The following is a 17,456-nucleotide window of genomic DNA, read 5'->3' as shown; positions in this document are numbered from 1 at the left end:
CCCGCGCACGAGGAGACCCGCTGATGGCCCGGCGATACGACTGCAACGACGCCACGGACCGCAAGACGGGCCTGCGGGAGGCCGCCTCGGCCGTCCGCCGCGGCGAACTGGTCGTGCTGCCCACCGACACCCTGTACGGGATCGGTGCGGACGCCTTCAGCCCCGAGGCCGTCGCGGACCTGCTGGCCGCCAAGGGCCGCGGCCGCGGCATGCCCACGCCCGTGCTCATCGGCTCCCCGAACACCCTCCACGGGCTCGTCACGGACTTCTCCGAGGCCGCCTGGGAGCTCGTCGACGCCTTCTGGCCCGGCGCCCTGACCCTGGTCGCCCGCCACCAGCCCTCCCTCCAGTGGGACCTCGGCGAGACCGGCGGCACCGTCGCGATCCGGATGCCCCTGCACCCGGTCGCGATCGAGCTGCTCACGGACGTCGGCCCGATGGCCGTCTCCTCCGCCAACCTCACCGGGCACCCCGCACCGGAGGACTGCGACGCCGCCCGCACCATGCTCGGCGACTCCGTCTCCGTGTACCTGGACGGCGGGCCCACGCCCGGCATCCAGCCCTCCTCCATCGTCGACGTGACCGGGAAGGTGCCCGTCCTGCTCAGGGAGGGCGCGCTGACGGCGGCGCAGCTGCGGGAGGTCGTACCCGACCTCGAGGTGGCCCCGTGAGCCCTGAGGGGCGTGGCATAGCCGGGACGGACGCCTTCCGCATCCTCCACGTCAGCACGGGCAACGTGTGCCGCTCGCCCATCACCGAGCGGCTGACCCGCCACGCCCTGACCGACCGGCTCGGCGCCGGGCGGTCCGGCGGCGCGGGGCTGATCGTGGAGAGCGCGGGCACCTGGGGCCACGAGGGCGCCCCGATGGAGGCCAACGCCGCCGAGGTGCTCGCCGACTTCGGTGCGGACGCCTCCGGATTCACCGGCCGCGAGCTGCTCGACGAGCACGTCATCCGCGCCGACCTGGTCCTGACCGCCACCCGCGACCACCGGGCCCAGGTCATCTCGATGGGCCACTCGGCGGGCCTGCGCACCTTCACGCTGAAGGAGTTCACCCGCCTGGTGCGGGCCATAGACCCCGCGACGCTCCCGCCCCTGGACGAGGGCATGGCCGAGCGCGCCCGTGCCCTGGTCCGGGCGGCGGCGGCCCTGCGCGGCTGGCTGCTCGCCCCCTCCGCGGAAGCCGACGAGGTACACGACCCGTACGGGTCGCCGCTCCCCTTCTTCCGCTCCATCGGCGACGAGATCAACCAGGCCCTGGACCCGGTCGTGACCGCGCTGACCGGGGTCGCGGCCCGGCGCTGAACCGGGCGCCGGGCCCCGCCGCCGGGGACCCGGCGGCGGACCGCGGGCCTCCCGCCCGCCCCGGCCCCGACCGCCCGTATGTCCGCATTCGGTGCGTATGCGGTGATGGCGGCCTAGAGTGGGCGTACTGCCCCCACGCGTCGGAGTCACGCCATGACCACCGTCAGCAACCCCGCCCGCACCCCCTCCGCCCCGGGCCCCGCCGCCCCCGACGCGCTCCGCAGCCAGGACCCCGCCGTCGCGGACGTCCTCGACGGGGAGCGGCACCGGCAGGCCACCGGCCTCCAGCTGATCGCGGCCGAGAACTTCACCTCGCCCGCCGTCCTCGCCGCCCTCGGCTCCGCCCTCGCCAACAAGTACGCCGAGGGCTACCCCGGCGCCCGCCACCACGGCGGCTGCGAGTACGCCGACGCCGCCGAGCGGATCGCCGTGGAGCGCGCCACCGCCCTCTTCGGCACCGAGCACGCCAACGTCCAGCCCCACTCCGGCTCCGCCGCCGTCCTGGCGGCCTACGCGGCCCTCCTGCGGCCCGGGGACACCGTCCTCGCGATGGGGCTGGCGTACGGGGGGCACCTCACGCACGGCTCCCCGGCGAACTTCTCCGGCCGGTGGTTCGACTTCGTCGGGTACGGGGTCGACGCCGAGACCGGGCTCATCGACTACGGGCAGGTCGAGGCCCTCGCCCGGCGGCACCGCCCCAAGGCCCTGGTCTGCGGCTCGATCTCGTACCCCCGCCACCCCGACTACGCGGCCTTCCGGCAGATCGCCGACGAGGTCGGCGCCTACCTCATCGCGGACGCCGCCCACCCCATCGGGCTGGTCGCCGGCGGCGCCGCGCCCAGCCCCGTGCCGTACGCCGACATCGTCTGCGCCACCACCCACAAGGTGCTGCGCGGCCCGCGCGGCGGGATGCTGCTGTGCTCCGCGGAGCTCGCCGAGCGCGTCGACCGGGCCGTCTTCCCCTTCACCCAGGGCGGCGCCCAGATGCACACCGTCGCGGCCAAGGCCGTGGCCTTCGGGGAGGCCGCCGCCCCGGCGTTCACGGCGTACGCCCATCGGGTCGTCACCAATGCGAGGGTTCTCGCCCAGGCCCTGGCCCTCCAGGGGCTGCACGTGACCACCGGCGGCACCGACACCCACCTGATCACCGCCGACCCGGCCGCCCTCGGCCCCGACGGCCCCGCCGCCCGCCGCCTCCTGGCCGCCGCCGGCATGGTCCTCGACACCTGCGCCCTGCCGTACGGGGAGCAGCGCGGGATCCGGCTCGGCACGGCCGCCGTGACCACGCAGGGCATGGGGACGGCCGAGATGGCGCGCATCGGGGAGCTCTTCGGAGCGGCCCTGCGCGGGGACCCCGGGGTGCGGGCGCAGGTCGCGGATCTCGCGGGGAGATTTCCCCCTTACCCGGACCGCTGAGGACAACCGGGGCGTTCCGCAACCGGATACCGTCCTGCGGGTGTCCTCAACGGAGTGGACTTCGCAGCTAATGTGTGGGCCTGAGATGGCCGGCGATACATCTGGGGCAGCCCGTGCGTGAATACCTGCTGACGCTCTGCGTCACGGTCGCGGTGACCTACCTGCTCACCGGACCGGTGCGCAAGTTCGCGATCGCGGCCGGCGCCATGCCGGAGATCCGGGCGCGCGACGTCCACCGCGAGCCCACCCCGCGGCTGGGCGGCATCGCCATGTTCGGCGGGCTCTGCGCGGGCCTGCTGGTCGCCGACCACCTGCAGAACCTGAACGGGGTCTTCGAGCTGTCGAACGAGCCCCGGGCGCTGCTCTCCGGGGCGGCGCTGATCTGGCTGGTCGGCGTGCTCGACGACAAGTTCGAGATCGACGCCCTGATCAAGCTCGGCGCGCAGATGATCGCCGCCGGCGTGATGGTCATGCAGGGCCTGACCATCCTGTGGATCCCCGTCCCGGGTGTCGGGACGGTCGCGCTCACCCAGTGGCAGGGCAACCTGCTCACGGTCGCCCTCGTGGTGATCACCATCAACGCGGTCAACTTCGTCGACGGGCTCGACGGGCTCGCGGCCGGCATGGTCTGCATCGCGGCGGCGGCGTTCTTCCTCTACTCGTACCGGCTGTGGTTCGGGTACGGGATCGAGGCCGCGGCCCCGGCGACGCTGTTCGCGGCCATCCTGATGGGCATGTGCCTGGGCTTCCTGCCGCACAACATGCACCCGGCGCGGATCTTCATGGGCGACTCGGGCTCGATGCTGATCGGGCTGGTGCTGGCGGCGGGCGCGATCTCGATCACGGGGCAGGTGGACCCGGACGCGCTGAAGGTGTGGTTCGCGAGCGAGCGGACCGCCACCCACGCGATGGTGCCGGTCTTCATCCCGCTGCTGCTGCCGCTGACGATCATCGCGATCCCGATGGCCGACCTGCTGCTGGCCATCGCGCGGCGCACCTGGAACGGCCAGTCGCCGTTCGCGGCCGACCGCGGCCACCTGCACCACCGGCTGCTGGACATCGGCCACTCGCACAGCCGGGCCGTGCTGATCATGTACTTCTGGTCCGGGCTCGTGGCCTTCGGCGCGGTGGCGTACTCCGTGCACTCGGCCTCGATGTGGATCGTGCTCGTCCTCTTCGGGCTGAGCGCCGTGGGCCTCGTCCTGCTCCTGCTGCCCCGCTTCAGCCCCCGGGCGCCGCACTGGGCCGAGCGCCTGGTCCCGCCGCGCTACCGGCACGCGGAGCGGGCCGCGGAGGCCGCCCTGGCGGACGCGGCGGCCGAGGAGCCGGTCCCGGCCCGGGTCACGGTCGGGGTCTCGGGGGCCAACGGGGCCACCGCCCTGGACCACCACCCCCGCACCGCCCGCCCGCACGGCACCGGCGGCCGCCACACCCTCACCGAGGAGCGCCCGACGGCCGAGTCGTCCCGCTGAGCGGACGCCGTACGCGGGTATGCGAACGGGTCAACCGGAAGTGGACGGCAGGCCAACATTTTGCCCGGGCACAGGGGTCCGGACCCGGTATCGCCGTGTTGACGATTCGGGTGCCGCATCCCAATACCAGACAAAGCGAAGCTGTGGAGTGCACACACGCGCATGGTCACTCTCATGTGTGACAGTCCGCACACCTCCCAGGTAAAGACCTCATCAAATAGTTTGTGATACCGTTCACTAGACCCGGCGACAGAGCCGAAGGACCGTAGTGCGACGGTCCATTGGCCCGAGGAGCAATCCCGGACCGGGCTTACGCTCGTCCCGACGAGTCCCGTACCCCCACCACCACGCGGAGCTACTTCGCCATGCGCTCTGAAGACACCCGGTCGCTCCTGCGTACCGTCGTACCCACCGCTGCCGCCGGCGCCGTTGCCGCGGTGATCAGCGGTGTGGTCGCCGGGGGCAAGGGTGCGCTCGGAGCCGTCGTGGCGACGCTGGTGGTGATCCTCTTCATGGGGATCGGCGTGGTGGTGCTCCAGCGCACCGCCAAGTCGCTGCCGCAGCTGTTCCAGGCCATGGGGCTGATGCTCTACACCACCCAGCTGCTGCTGCTTTTCGTCTTCGTCGCCGTGTTCAAGGACACGACGCTGTTCAATCCCAAGGCCTTCGCCGCCACCCTGGTCGCGACCACCCTCGTGTGGATCGCCGCCCAGGCCCGTGCGCACATGAAGGCCAAGATCCTTTACGTCGAGCCCGACTCCGAGAAGGGCGAGAAGCCCGGAAACACGGGGTCCTCGTCGTGAAGGGTAGGGGCGGGATAAGTGCGCGTTCGGGATCCTGCTATCGTCCGGTGCCAACTGCGGCATCGCGGGCGCGGGCATCTGAGCTGACGCCTGCTCAATCGCGAGGCTCTTTGCCTGCCAGCCGCCCCCACATCCGTAAGACCAGTCCAGTGCCGATCCGCGGCTGCGTGCCGCGCCGACACAACGAGGTTGCCGTACCTATGCGCCACGCTGAAGGAGCCCGCGGTGAGTGCTGACCAGACCCAGTTGGCCTTTGACTGGAGCTGCCGCATCCTGTCCGACAACGGCTGTGGCTTCCCCGCTCCGGGACTGAACTCGTTCCTCTTCCAGCCGATCTTCACGGTCGGCGGGTACGAGTTCAACAAGGTGATGCTGCTCGCAGTCGTCACCACCCTGATCGTCGTCGGGTTCTTCTGGGCCGCCTTCGGCAAGGCCAAGGTCATCCCGGGCAAGCTCCAGATGGTCGGCGAGGCGGGCTACGACTTCGTCCGCCGCGGCATCGTCTACGAGACGCTGGGCAAGAAGGAGGGCGAGAAGTACGTCCCCCTGATGGTCTCGCTGTTCTTCTTCATCTGGATCATGAACATCTGGTCCGTGATCCCGCTGGCGCAGTTCCCGGTCTCCTCGATCATCGCCTTCCCGATGGTCCTGGCCCTGATCGTGTACGTCGTCTGGGTCTCGCTGACCTTCAAGCGCCACGGTTTCATCGGTTTCTTCAAGAACGTCACCGGCTACGACAAGTCGCTCGGCCCGGTGCTGCCGCTGGTCATGGTCATCGAGTTCTTCTCGAACCTGCTGGTCCGGCCCTTCACCCACGCGGTCCGACTGTTCGCGAACATGTTCGCCGGTCACCTGATGCTGGTCATGTTCACGGTTGCCTCCTGGTACCTGCTGAACGGCGTGATGATCCCCGCCGCCGGTGTCTCCTTCGTGATGACGATCATCATGATCCTCTTCGAGCTTTTCGTGCAGGCGGTCCAGGCGTACGTGTTCGTGCTCCTCGCTTGCTCCTACATTCAGGGCGCTCTCGCCGAGCACCACTGAGCCTCACCCGCCCCGCAACACACACAGTCGTCCGGTGGCCAACCCCCACCGGTCCGTGAAAGAGAAGGAAGAACCCGGCATGTCTCAGACCCTTGCCGCCGTCACCGGCTCCCTCGGCTCCATCGGCTACGGCCTCGCGGCCATCGGCCCCGGCGTCGGCGTCGGCATCATCTTCGGTAACGGCACCCAGGCCCTCGCCCGCCAGCCCGAGGCTGCCGGCCTGATCCGCGCCAACCAGATCCTGGGCTTCGCCTTCTGTGAGGCGCTCGCCCTCATCGGCATCGTCATGCCGTTCGTTTTCGGTCAGTAATTCCACTCGCTGACCCGTTTCGACGAAAGGCACTGATGTGATCGCCAACCTGGTCGCTATCGCGGCTGAGGAGAAGCAGAACCCGCTGATTCCGCCGGGTCCCGAGCTGCTCATCGGCACCATCGCCTTCGCCATCGTCTTCCTGTTCTTCTGGAAGAAGCTCCTGCCGACCATCAACAAGGTTCTCGAGGAGCGCCGCGAGGCGATCGAGGGTGGCATTGAGAAGGCCGAGGCCGCTCAGACCGAGGCCCAGAGCGTGCTCGAGCAGTACAAGGCTCAGCTCGCCGAGGCCCGTCACGAGGCCGCTCGCCTGCGCCAGGAGGCGCTGGAGCAGGGCACTGCGCTGAAGGAAGAGCTCCGCGCAGAGGGCCAGCGGCAGCGTGAGGAGATCATCGCTGCCGGTCACGCCCAGATCGAGGCCGACCGCAAGGCCGCGTCCCAGGCCCTGCGCCAGGACGTCGGCAAGCTGGCCACCGACCTGGCGGGCAAGCTCGTCGGCGAGTCCCTCGAGGACCACGCCCGGCAGAGCCGGACCATCGACCGCTTCCTCGACGAGCTCGAGGAGAAGGCCGAGGCCGCGCGATGAACGGAGCGAGCCGCGAGGCTCTGGCCGCCGCACGTGAGCGTCTCGACGCGCTGACGGACAACACGTCCGCCGACGCCGCGAAGCTCGCCGGCGAGCTGGCTGCCGTGACCGCGCTGCTCGACCGCGAGGTGTCGCTGCGTCGGGTCATCACCGACCCGGCGCAGTCCGGCGAGGCCAAGGCCGAGCTGGCCGGGCGCCTGCTCGGTGGCCAGGTGGGCGGGGAGACCCTCGACCTGGTGTCCGGCATGGTCCGCTCCCGCTGGTCGCAGTCGCGTGACCTGGTGGACTCGCTGGAGGAGCTGGCGGCCACCGCCGACCTCACGGCGGCCCAGCAGGGCAACGTCCTGGACAACGTCGAGGACGAGCTGTTCCGCTTCGGGCGGATCGTGTCGTCGAGCAAGGAGCTCCGCGCGGCGCTGACCGACCGGTCGGCCGCCGCCTCCGCCAAGGGCGAGCTGCTGGGCAGCCTCCTCGGCGGCAAGGCGAGCGCCGTCACCGAGCGCCTGGTCCAGCGTCTCGTGACGCACCCGCGCGGACGTAGCCTGGAAGCGGGACTCGAGTCCCTCTCCAAGCTCGCCGCTGCGCGGCGTGACCGCATGGTCGCCACGGTGACCACCGCGGTTCCGCTCAGCGACGTGCAGAAGCAGCGCCTCGGTGCGGTCCTGGCCAAGCTGTACGGCCGCGAGATGCACCTGAACCTCGACGTGGACCCCGCGGTCCTCGGCGGGATCACGGTGCGCGTCGGTGACGAGGTCATCGACGGCAGCCTGTCGGAGCGCCTCGCCGAGGCGTCCCGCCGCATGGCCGGCTGACCAAGCCACAACAAGCACAAAGCATTCCTAGCGGCCCGGTTGGGCCGTGCAGAAATTGCAGAAGATTCCTGGGGGTCACCCCCAGACCCCTAAGAAGCTTCAGGCCCAACAAGGAGAGCAGGGAACCCAGATGGCGGAGCTCACGATCCGGCCGGAGGAGATCCGGGACGCACTGGAGAACTTCGTCCAGTCGTACAAGCCGGACGCGGCCTCGCGCGAAGAGGTCGGCACGGTCAGCGTTGCCGGTGACGGCATCGCGAAGGTGGAGGGCCTGCCCTCCGCCATGGCGAACGAGCTGCTGAAGTTCGAGGACGGCACCCTCGGTCTCGCCCTCAACCTCGAGGAGCGCGAGATCGGTGCGGTCGTCCTCGGCGAGTTCAGCGGCATCGAGGAGGGTCAGCCGGTGCAGCGCACCGGTGAGGTCCTCTCCGTAGGCGTCGGCGAGGGCTACCTCGGCCGCGTCGTCGACCCGCTCGGCAACCCGATCGACGGTCTCGGCGAGATCGCGACCGAAGGCCGCCGCGCCCTCGAGCTGCAGGCCCCCGGCGTCATGGTCCGCAAGTCGGTCCACGAGCCCATGCAGACCGGCTACAAGGCCATCGACGCCATGGTGCCCGTCGGCCGCGGTCAGCGTCAGCTGATCATCGGCGACCGCCAGACCGGCAAGACCGCGCTGGCCGTCGACACGATCATCAACCAGCGCGACAACTGGCGCTCCGGCGACGTGAACAAGCAGGTCCGCTGCATCTACGTCGCCATCGGCCAGAAGGGCTCGACCATCGCGTCCGTGCGCGGCGCCCTGGAGGACGCCGGCGCGCTCGAGTACACGACGATCGTCGCCGCCCCGGCGTCCGACCCGGCCGGCTTCAAGTACCTGGCGCCGTACACCGGCTCCGCCATCGGCCAGCACTGGATGTACGCCGGCAAGCACGTCCTGATCATCTTCGACGACCTGTCGAAGCAGGCCGACGCCTACCGCGCCGTGTCGCTGCTGCTGCGCCGTCCGCCGGGCCGCGAGGCCTACCCGGGCGACGTCTTCTACCTGCACTCCCGTCTGCTGGAGCGCTGCGCGAAGCTCTCCGACGACATGGGTGCCGGTTCGATGACCGGTCTGCCGATCGTCGAGACCAAGGCGAACGACGTGTCGGCGTTCATCCCGACCAACGTCATCTCCATCACCGACGGCCAGTGCTTCCTGGAGTCCGACCTGTTCAACGCGGGCATCCGCCCGGCGCTGAACGTCGGTATCTCGGTCTCCCGCGTCGGTGGCTCCGCCCAGCACAAGGCGATGAAGCAGGTCTCCGGCCGTCTGCGCCTGGACCTCGCCCAGTACCGCGAGCTGGAGGCGTTCGCCGCCTTCGGTTCCGACCTGGACGCCGCCTCGAAGGCTGCCCTGGAGCGCGGCAAGCGCCTGGTCGAGCTGCTCAAGCAGGGCCAGTACCAGCCGATGCCCGTCGAGGAGCAGGTCGTCTCCGTCTGGGCCGGCACCACCGGCAAGATGGACGACGTCCCGGTCAACGACATCCGCCGCTTCGAGTCGGAGCTGCTGGAGCACCTGCGGGTCAGCCGCAAGGACCTCCTCACCTCGATCGCCGACGGCGGCAAGATGTCCGACGACACCCTGCAGTCCGTCGCGGACGCCATCGCCGACTTCAAGAAGCAGTTCGAGACCTCGGACGGCAAGCTCCTCGGCGAGGACGCTCCGGCGGCCGTCAACGTCTCCAAGTGACGACGGAAGGGACCTGACTCATGGGAGCGCAGCTCCGGGTCTACAAGCGTCGCATCCGTGCCGTCACGGCGACCAAGAAGATCACCAAGGCGATGGAGATGATCGCCGCCTCGCGCATCGTCAAGGCGCAGCGCCAGGTGGCGGCATCCATGCCGTACGCGACCGAGCTCACCCGTGCGGTGACCGCGGTGGCGACCGGCTCGAACACCAAGCACGCCCTGACGACCGAGGCCGAGACGCCGACCCGCGCCGCGGTTCTGCTCGTCACGGCCGACCGCGGTCTGGCCGGCGGCTACTCCTCCAACGCCATCAAGCAGGCGGAGCGGCTCACCGAGCGGCTGCGGGCTGAGGGCAAGGAGGTCGACACGTACATCGTCGGCCGCAAGGGTCTGGCCTACTACGGCTTCCGCGAGCGCAAGGTCGCGGACTCGTGGACCGGCTTCACCGACAGCCCGGCCTACGCCGACGCCAAGCGCGTCGCCGGGCCGCTGATCGAGGCCATCCAGACGGAGACCGCCGAGGGTGGTGTCGACGAGCTGCACATCGTCTTCACGGAATTCGTGTCGATGATGACGCAGAGCGCGGTGGACGGCCGGATGCTGCCGCTCAGCCTCGACAAGGCTGCGGAGGAGAGCGGTACGAAGGGCGAGATCCTTCCGCTGTTCGACTTCGAGCCGTCGGCGGAGGACGTCCTCGACGCCCTGCTGCCGCGCTACGTCGAGAGCCGGATCTACAACGCGCTGCTGCAGTCGGCTGCCTCCGAGCACGCCGCCCGCCGCCGCGCGATGAAGTCGGCGACCGACAACGCCGGAGACCTCATCAAGAGCCTCTCCCGGCTTGCCAACGCGGCCCGCCAGGCCGAAATCACCCAGGAAATCAGCGAGATCGTCGGTGGCGCCAGCGCCATGGCCGACGCGACCGCGGGGAGTGACAAGTAATGACGACCTCTGTTGAGACGGCCGCCGCCACGGGCCGCGTCGCCCGGGTCATCGGCCCGGTCGTCGACGTGGAGTTCCCCGTCGACGCGATGCCCGACATCTACAACGCGCTCAAGGTCCAGGTCTCCGACCCGGCCGAGGACGGCGCGCTCAAGACGCTGACCCTCGAGGTGGCCCAGCACCTGGGTGACGGCCTGGTCCGCACCATCTCGATGCAGCCGACCGACGGCCTGGTCCGCCAGGCCCCGGTCACCGACACGGGCACGGGCATCACCGTCCCGGTCGGCGACTTCACCAAGGGCAAGGTCTTCAACACCCTGGGCGAGGTGCTGAACTACCCGGAGGCCAACGCCGAGGTGACCGAGCGGTGGCCCATCCACCGCAAGGCCCCCCGCTTCGACGAGCTCGAGTCGAAGACCGAGATGTTCGAGACCGGCGTCAAGGTCATCGACCTCCTCACCCCGTACGTCAAGGGTGGAAAGATCGGTCTGTTCGGTGGTGCCGGTGTCGGCAAGACCGTTCTGATCCAGGAAATGATCTACCGCGTCGCCAACAACCACGACGGTGTGTCGGTGTTCGCGGGCGTCGGTGAGCGTACCCGTGAGGGCAACGACCTCATCGAGGAGATGGCCGACTCCGGCGTCATCGACAAGACGGCGCTCGTCTTCGGCCAGATGGACGAGCCCCCGGGCACCCGTCTGCGCGTCGCCCTGGCCGGTCTGACCATGGCGGAGTACTTCCGCGATGTGCAGAAGCAGGACGTGCTCTTCTTCATCGACAACATCTTCCGGTACACCCAGGCGGGTTCCGAGGTGTCGACCCTGCTCGGCCGCATGCCCTCCGCGGTGGGCTACCAGCCGAACCTGGCCGACGAGATGGGTCTCCTCCAGGAGCGCATCACCTCGACCCGTGGTCACTCGATCACCTCGATGCAGGCGATCTACGTCCCCGCGGACGACCTGACCGACCCGGCGCCGGCGACCACCTTCGCCCACCTCGACGCGACGACGGTTCTCTCCCGTCCGATCTCCGAGAAGGGCATCTACCCGGCCGTGGACCCGCTGGACTCGACGTCCCGCATCCTCGACCCGCGGTACATCGCGCAGGACCACTACGCCACGGCGATGCGCGTCAAGGGGATCCTGCAGAAGTACAAGGACCTCCAGGACATCATCGCGATCCTCGGTATCGACGAGCTGGGCGAGGAGGACAAGCTCGTTGTCCACCGTGCCCGTCGCGTCGAGCGCTTCCTGTCGCAGAACACCCACGTGGCGAAGCAGTTCACCGGTGTCGACGGCTCGGACGTCCCGCTCGACGAGTCGATCACCGCGTTCAACGCGATCTGCGACGGTGACTACGACCACTTCCCCGAGCAGGCGTTCTTCCTGTGCGGTGGCATCGAGGACCTGAAGGCCAACGCCAAGGAGCTGGGCGTCTCCTGAAGCCGCGCTCATCCGTGAGCACAGCTGAGACTGACGGAGAGGGGCGGGTGCGTCCCGTCCCTCTCCCCACGCCCATTAGAATTTGACCCAACACCCGGCCGACCCGCCGGGTGGAGACCCGAGGAGCCATCTTGGCTGCTGAGCTGCACGTCGAGCTGGTCGCCGCGGACCGCAGTGTCTGGTCCGGCGGGGCCACTCTCGTTGTCGCGCGCACCACGTCCGGCGACATCGGCGTCATGCCCGGTCACCAGCCGCTGCTCGGTGTGCTGGAATCGGGCCCGGTGACCATCCGCACCACCGAGGGTGGGACCGTCGTCGCTGCGGTGCACGGCGGATTCATCTCCTTCGCGGACAACAAGCTCTCGCTGCTGGCGGAAATCGCCGAGCTCGCCGACGAGATTGATGTCCAGCGTGCGGAGCGGGCACTGGAGCGCGCCAAGTCGGAGGCCAACGCGGCCTCCGAGCGTCGCGCCGAAGTCCGGCTGCGTGCGGTGGCGGGGTCCTGACCCCGGCACCGGAAGAGTTTTACCCTCTCAGCCGCGGCCCGCTGGAACCTTCCAGGCGGGGCCGCGGCTGAGGCGATGCAGGTGCAGGTACTGGTTCGGTGTTCACAGCGTCATTCTGATGAGCGAGGAGGTCGGTGAAGATGCTCCTCGCTCTGCTTGTGAGCGGCCTGGTCGTCGCCCTGGTGGTGATCGGTCTCTTCGTGTTCGGCCTGCGCCGGCGGCTGATCCAGCGCTCGGGCGGCACGTTCGACTGCAGCCTGCGCTGGGACGTGCCCGAGGAGCCCGACGCCTCCGGCAAGGGCTGGGTGTACGGGGTGGCCCGGTACAGCGGGGACCACGTCGAGTGGTTCCGCGTGTTCAGCTACGCGCACCGGCCGCGCCGGCAGCTCCAGCGCTCCTCGATCGAGGTGCTGGCCCGCCGCGCCCCGCAGGGCGAGGAGGAGCTGGCCCTGCTCTCCGACTCCGTCGTGCTCGGCTGCCTCCACGAGGGGGTCCGCCTGGAGCTGGCGATGAGCGAGGACGCCCTGACGGGCTTCCTGGCCTGGCTGGAGGCCGCGCCCCCCGGCCAGCGCGTCAACGTGGCCTGACCGGTCCCCGCCCGGTGCCGTCCGGGCGGCCGCGGCCGCGGCCGCGGTCCTGCGGGCCCCCTCCGGTGGTCTTCTTGGCCCGATCGGCCCCATCGCGGTGACCCCGCGGTGTGCGCCTCGTTGTGCTGCGGAACGTATGTACGCCCCGCCGCGACAGGAACGAGGTCCGCTCCCCATGACGTCCCCCCGTCTGTTCCGCCTCTCCACTGCCACCGCTTCCGTCGTCCTCGCCGCCGGGGTGCTCACCCTGGGCGGCGCCTCCGCGCACGCCGCGCCGGGGCTGCTGTGCGAGGAGGGGGTCTGGGCCCTGCCCGGCGGCCTGTACACCGTGTGCGAGGGCGGTGACCACGTCGTGCACGAGTGCCCGCCCGGCAGCTCCGCCGTGCAGATCGACCACGGCATCGCCACCTGCGAGTGGGACGAGGAGGAGTAGGCCCGCAGACACGGCAGAAGCCGGGGATCGGGGGGCGGACCCCTCTCCCCGGCTTCCGTTCGGGTGCCGCGGCCGGTGCGGCCGCGGGCGGGCTACTGGAGCCCGGTGTGGACGGCGTTGGCGAGCTCGCCGTTCGCGGTGTCGCCGCTGAACTCCCAGTAGAAGGCGCCCTTCAGGCCCTGCTGCTTGGCCCAGGCCATCTTGGAGACGACGGTGGCCGGGGTGTCGTAGCTCCACCAGTTGCTGCCGCACTTGGCGTAGGCCGTGCCGGCGATGGTGCCGGTGGACGGGCAGGTGTTCTTGAGGACCTTGTAGTCCTCGATGCCCTGCTCGTACGTGCCGGCGGCCGGGCCGGTGGCGGTGCCGCCGGGGGTGGCCTGCGTGACCCCGGTCCAGCCGCGGCCGTAGAAGCCGATGCCGAGGGTCAGCTTGCTGCCCGGGACGCCCTTGGCCTTGAGCTTGGCGATGGCGTCGGCGGAGTTGAAGCCGGCCTGCGGGATGCCGGCGTACGAGGTGAGCGGGGAGTGCGGGGCGGTCGGGCCCTTGGCGGCCCAGGCGCCGAAGAAGTCGTACGTCATGACGTTGTAGAAGTCGATGTACTGGGCGGCGCCGCCGTAGTCGGCCGCGTCGATCTTGCCGCCGTCGGAGGCGTCGGCGGTGATGGCCGCGGTGACCAGGTTGTTCGCACCGAACTTGGCGCGCATGGCCTGCATCATGTTCTTGAACGCGGCGGGGCCGGAGGTGTCGCAGGACAGGCCGCAGGAGTTCGGGTACTCCCAGTCCAGGTCGATGCCGTCGAAGACGTCGGCCCAGCGCGGGTCCTCCACCAGGTCGTAGCAGGACTGGGCGAAGGCGGTCGGGTTCGCGGCCGCCTGGCCGAAGCCGCCGGACCAGGTCCAGCCGCCGAAGGACCACAGGATCTTGATGTGCGGGTACTGGGCCTTCAGCTTGCGCAGCTGGTTGAAGTTGCCGCGCAGCGGCTGGTCCCAGGTGTCGGCCTTGCCGTCGACGGACTGGTCGGCGGTGTACGCCTTGTCGTAGTCGGCGTACGCGTCACCGATGGTGCAGCGGCCGCCCTGGACGTTGCCGAAGGCGTAGTTGATGTGCGTGATCTTCGCCGCGGTGCCCGAGGTGACCAGGTTCTTCACGTGGTAGTTGCGCCCGTAGACGCCCCAGTTGGTGAAGTAGCCGAGCTTGACCTTGTCGCCGGGGGGCGGGAGGTCGCCGCCGGTGGTGGTGACCGAGACGGTCCCGGAGGCGGGGCCCGTCTGGTCGATGCTGTCGCGGGCGACCACGGAGTACGTGTACGTCGTGCCCTTGGTCAGGCCGCTGTCGTTGTAGGTGGTCGCGGCGACCGTGCCGATCTTGGTGGAGCCGCGGTAGACGTCGTAGTTCTTGACGCTGTTGTCGTCGGTGGCGGCGGACCAGTTCAGGGTCAGCGAGGTGTCGGCGACGTTGCTGGCGACGGGGGTGCCCGGGGCGGTGGGGGGAGTGTCGCCGGGCGGGGTGCCGTCGCAGGAGGCGCCGTTGATCTTACAGCCGCTGGGGGCGCCGGGGCCGGAGCCGTTGAAGCCGAAGCTGACGCTGGCGCCGGGGGAGAGGGTGCCGTTCCAGCCGAGGTTCTTGCCGGTCCAGTGGTTGCCGCTGCTGGTGACCGTGGCGTCCCAGGCGGAGGTGACGCGGGTGCCGGCCGGGTAGTCCCATTCGACGGTCCAGCTGCTGAGGGAGGTGGTGCCGGTGTTCTTGATCGTCCACTTGCCCTCGAAGCCGCTGCCCCAGTCCGAGACCTTGGTGTAGGTCGCGGTGGCCGAGGTCGCGGCCTGGGCGGGGGACGCCAGGCCGACGAGCCCGGCGAGCGGGAGGGCGAAGGCCGCGACCGTGGCCGCGACGCGGTTCAGGAAGCGCGGGCGCTTCGTGCGTGGGGGGGAAGCTGTGCTCAAGGGTGCTCCTCCGTAGGTCCGTCGCATCGGTAGCCGAGCACGACATGGGGGTGGGACCTGCGCCGCCCGTGAGCACGCTTTGTCATGGCACGCTCACCACAGTGTTGCGGTGAGACTAGAAAGGTCTGGACCAACCGTCAAGAGGTCCAGACCTCCCTGGGGAACTCGTTCGAGCGCCGCCCTAGATCCCCAACTCCTGTGCCAGTACGGCCGCTTGGACCCGACTGCGCAGGTCGAGCTTGCCCAGCAGCCTGCTGACGTGGGTCTTCGCCGTGGCCTCCGCCATCTCCAGCCGCTCCGCGATCTCGGCGTTCGACAGCCCCTGCCCGAGGCAGGAGAGCACCTCGCGCTCCCGCCGCGTCAGCCCCGCCACAGCAGCCTCCTCCGCCGCGGTCACGCTCCGTACCGGCCGCGGGGCCGCGAACTCGGCGATCAGCCGCCGGGTCACCGCCGGCGCGATCAGCCCCTCCCCGCGGGCGACCGTCCGCACCGCCTCGATCAGCTCCCGCGCGTCCGCGTTCTTCAGCAGGAAGCCCGCCGCCCCGGCGCGCAGCGCCCCGAACACGTACTCGTCCAGGTCGAAGGTGGTCAGCACCAGGACGTCCGCCAGACCCTCCGCCACCACCTGCCGGGTCGCCGAGACCCCGTCCAGCCGGGGCATCTGCACATCCATCAGCACCAGGTCCGGGCGCAGCTCCCGGGCCAGCCGGACCGCCTCCTCGCCGTCCGGGGCCTCGCCGACCACCTCGATGTCCCCGGCGCTGCGCAGGATCAGCACCAGCCCCGCCCGTACGGCCTGCTGGTCCTCCGCGACCAGTACCCGTACGGCCCTGCGGCCTTCCTCCGGCCCGCTCACGACTCCACCGCCTTCTCCTCGGCGGGCAGGACCGCCCGCACCCGCCACCGGCCCGGACCGTCCGGCCCGGCCTCGAACTCCCCGCCCAGCAGGGCGGCCCGCTCCCGCATCCCGATCAGCCCGGCGCCCGAGCCGGGGGCCCGCGGACCGGGCCGCCCCGCGGCCGCGTACGGGCTGTCGACCCGTACGGTCAGGGACCCGTCCCCGTGCTCCAGCCGGACGGCCACCCGGCCCGGTCCGGCGTGCTTCAGGGCGTTGGTCAGCGACTCCTGGACGATCCGGTACGCGGCCAGCTCCACCGGGGCCGGCAGGGGCGCGCCCCCGGTCCGCGCGTCGTCGAGCTCGAACTCCAGGCCGCTGGCGGAGCCGTTGGTGCGCGCCTGGGCGAGCAGGGCCCCGAGCCCGTCCAGGGTGGGGGCCGCCGCGGGCTCCTCGGCCCCCGTCGCCTGCCTCAGCAGCCCGATCAGCCGGCGCATCTCGGCGAGTCCCTGCACGCTGTTCTCGCGGATCACCCCGAGGGCCTCGCGGCTGGTCTCGGGGGAGTCGATGGACAGCGCGGCGGTGGAGTGGATCGCGATGGCCGACAGGTGGTTGGCGACCATGTCGTGCAGTTCGCGGGCCATCCGGGAGCGCTCGGCGGTGACCGCCTGCATCCGGTCCATCTCGGCGAGCCGGGCGGTCTGCTCGGCCTGGAGCCGGGCGGCCGCGGCGGCCTCGCGGTGGTTGCGCAGGGCGGCGCCGGTGATCGCGGGGAAGAAGGCGATGAAGGAGGTCACCACGCCGATCAGCAGGGCCTCGGGTCTGCGCAGCCACAGCAGGAACACCACGGTCAGGACCACCGTGATCACGGCCGTGACCACCGGCAGCCGCCGGGCCAGCTTGGGGGAGCCGTACACCACGGCCGCGTACATCAGGTCCGTGAACAGGGCGATCGTGGCCAGGTTGCCCGGCGTGAACTGGTCCGCGACCAGCGCGGCCGTCCCCAGGACCAGGGCCGTGTGCGGGGCGGTCCGGCGCAGCAGCTCCAGGGCGGCCATCGCGCACAGCGGCACCAGCACCGACCACCGGGGCACGAACTCGCGGGGGCCGTTGCTCGACAGCCCGAAGGCGTACAGGAGCAGTCCGGTGGCCAGCCCGACCGCGCCGATCAGGACGTCGTGCGGATGGGGGCGCAGGCGGTGCAGGGGGTGGGGGGCGGCGGTCACCCGCCCATGAAACACGGTGGGCGGGGCCCCCGGCGTCGGCGCCCGGTCAGATCTGCGGCCGCGCCGCGTAC

At 70.6% G+C, this 17,456-nt stretch carries 18 protein-coding genes; 15 read left to right on the top strand and 3 right to left on the bottom strand.

What is annotated here, in order from left to right; translation table 11 throughout:
- Nucleotides 1-23: 23 nt before the first annotated feature.
- From ACZ7JZ_RS29575 to ACZ7JZ_RS29505, 15 genes are all read left to right on the top strand, one after another.
- Nucleotides 24-671 (top strand): L-threonylcarbamoyladenylate synthase, encoded by a 648-nt coding sequence (locus ACZ7JZ_RS29575; protein ID WP_470944639.1) that lies wholly within the window; start codon nucleotides 24-26, stop codon nucleotides 669-671.
- On the top strand, nucleotides 668-1,306 hold the full coding sequence (locus ACZ7JZ_RS29570) for an arsenate reductase/protein-tyrosine-phosphatase family protein (protein WP_470944636.1): 639 nt from the start codon (nucleotides 668-670) through the stop codon (nucleotides 1,304-1,306). Before ACZ7JZ_RS29575 ends, ACZ7JZ_RS29570 begins: the two co-directional genes overlap by 4 nt.
- 153 nt (nucleotides 1,307-1,459) lie before the next feature.
- Complete coding sequence (locus tag ACZ7JZ_RS29565; protein ID WP_470944634.1) at nucleotides 1,460-2,722, top strand: serine hydroxymethyltransferase; 1,263 nt, start codon at nucleotides 1,460-1,462, stop codon at nucleotides 2,720-2,722.
- 113 nt (nucleotides 2,723-2,835) lie between these two features.
- The gene (locus ACZ7JZ_RS29560) at nucleotides 2,836-4,194 is read left to right on the top strand and encodes an MraY family glycosyltransferase (protein ID WP_470944632.1); all 1,359 of its coding nucleotides are present in this window, start codon (nucleotides 2,836-2,838) and stop codon (nucleotides 4,192-4,194) included.
- 365 nt (nucleotides 4,195-4,559) lie between these two features.
- On the top strand, nucleotides 4,560-4,997 hold the full coding sequence (locus ACZ7JZ_RS29555; protein WP_470944630.1) for a hypothetical protein: 438 nt from the start codon (nucleotides 4,560-4,562) through the stop codon (nucleotides 4,995-4,997).
- Nucleotides 4,998-5,270: 273 nt separating this feature from the next.
- Entirely contained in the window at nucleotides 5,271-6,041 is a 771-nt protein-coding gene (atpB, locus tag ACZ7JZ_RS29550) for a F0F1 ATP synthase subunit A (RefSeq protein WP_470944692.1), read from the top strand.
- A gap of 79 nt (nucleotides 6,042-6,120) precedes the next feature.
- Nucleotides 6,121-6,351 carry an ATP synthase F0 subunit C gene (atpE, locus tag ACZ7JZ_RS29545; protein WP_470944629.1) on the top strand — a complete coding sequence of 77 codons (231 nt, stop codon included), beginning with the start codon at nucleotides 6,121-6,123 and terminating at the stop codon, nucleotides 6,349-6,351.
- A 37-nt stretch (nucleotides 6,352-6,388) separates the two neighbouring features.
- Nucleotides 6,389-6,937 (top strand): F0F1 ATP synthase subunit B, encoded by a 549-nt coding sequence (locus ACZ7JZ_RS29540; protein WP_470944627.1) that lies wholly within the window; start codon nucleotides 6,389-6,391, stop codon nucleotides 6,935-6,937.
- Nucleotides 6,934-7,749 carry a F0F1 ATP synthase subunit delta gene (locus tag ACZ7JZ_RS29535; RefSeq protein WP_470944624.1) on the top strand — a complete coding sequence of 272 codons (816 nt, stop codon included), beginning with the start codon at nucleotides 6,934-6,936 and terminating at the stop codon, nucleotides 7,747-7,749. Before ACZ7JZ_RS29540 ends, ACZ7JZ_RS29535 begins: the two co-directional genes overlap by 4 nt.
- 130 nt (nucleotides 7,750-7,879) lie before the next feature.
- Nucleotides 7,880-9,478, top strand: coding sequence for a F0F1 ATP synthase subunit alpha (atpA, locus tag ACZ7JZ_RS29530; RefSeq protein WP_470944622.1), 1,599 nt, complete (start codon nucleotides 7,880-7,882; stop codon nucleotides 9,476-9,478).
- Nucleotides 9,479-9,498: 20 nt separating this feature from the next.
- Complete coding sequence (locus ACZ7JZ_RS29525; RefSeq protein WP_470944620.1) at nucleotides 9,499-10,416, top strand: F0F1 ATP synthase subunit gamma; 918 nt, start codon at nucleotides 9,499-9,501, stop codon at nucleotides 10,414-10,416.
- Nucleotides 10,416-11,858, top strand: coding sequence for a F0F1 ATP synthase subunit beta (gene atpD / locus ACZ7JZ_RS29520; RefSeq protein WP_470944618.1), 1,443 nt, complete (start codon nucleotides 10,416-10,418; stop codon nucleotides 11,856-11,858). Before ACZ7JZ_RS29525 ends, atpD begins: the two co-directional genes overlap by 1 nt.
- A gap of 131 nt (nucleotides 11,859-11,989) precedes the next feature.
- Nucleotides 11,990-12,364 (top strand): F0F1 ATP synthase subunit epsilon, encoded by a 375-nt coding sequence (locus tag ACZ7JZ_RS29515; protein WP_470944616.1) that lies wholly within the window; start codon nucleotides 11,990-11,992, stop codon nucleotides 12,362-12,364.
- A gap of 134 nt (nucleotides 12,365-12,498) precedes the next feature.
- The gene (locus ACZ7JZ_RS29510) at nucleotides 12,499-12,951 is read left to right on the top strand and encodes a DUF2550 domain-containing protein (RefSeq protein WP_470944613.1); all 453 of its coding nucleotides are present in this window, start codon (nucleotides 12,499-12,501) and stop codon (nucleotides 12,949-12,951) included.
- A gap of 175 nt (nucleotides 12,952-13,126) precedes the next feature.
- Nucleotides 13,127-13,384 (top strand): hypothetical protein, encoded by a 258-nt coding sequence (locus ACZ7JZ_RS29505; RefSeq protein ID WP_470944610.1) that lies wholly within the window; start codon nucleotides 13,127-13,129, stop codon nucleotides 13,382-13,384.
- Between the two features lie 92 nt (nucleotides 13,385-13,476).
- On the opposite strand, the gene ACZ7JZ_RS29500 is transcribed toward ACZ7JZ_RS29505, so the two are convergent.
- From ACZ7JZ_RS29500 to ACZ7JZ_RS29490, 3 genes are all read right to left on the bottom strand, one after another.
- Nucleotides 13,477-15,351, bottom strand: a complete 1,875-nt coding sequence (locus ACZ7JZ_RS29500; protein WP_470944608.1) for a glycosyl hydrolase family 18 protein — start codon at nucleotides 15,349-15,351, stop codon at nucleotides 13,477-13,479.
- A 154-nt stretch (nucleotides 15,352-15,505) separates the two neighbouring features.
- On the bottom strand, nucleotides 15,506-16,180 hold the full coding sequence (locus ACZ7JZ_RS29495) for a response regulator (RefSeq protein ID WP_470944605.1): 675 nt from the start codon (nucleotides 16,178-16,180) through the stop codon (nucleotides 15,506-15,508).
- Nucleotides 16,177-17,385: a sensor histidine kinase gene (locus ACZ7JZ_RS29490; RefSeq protein ID WP_470944603.1), complete on the bottom strand. Its 1,209-nt coding sequence runs from the start codon at nucleotides 17,383-17,385 to the stop codon at nucleotides 16,177-16,179. Before ACZ7JZ_RS29490 ends, ACZ7JZ_RS29495 begins: the two co-directional genes overlap by 4 nt.
- Nucleotides 17,386-17,456: the final 71 nt, after the last annotated feature.

It is taken from the genome of Streptomyces sp. NPDC038213 (assembly GCF_055600495.1).
The sequence above is the reverse complement of the archived record's forward strand: the minus strand, read 5'-3'. Positions and strand labels throughout refer to the sequence as shown.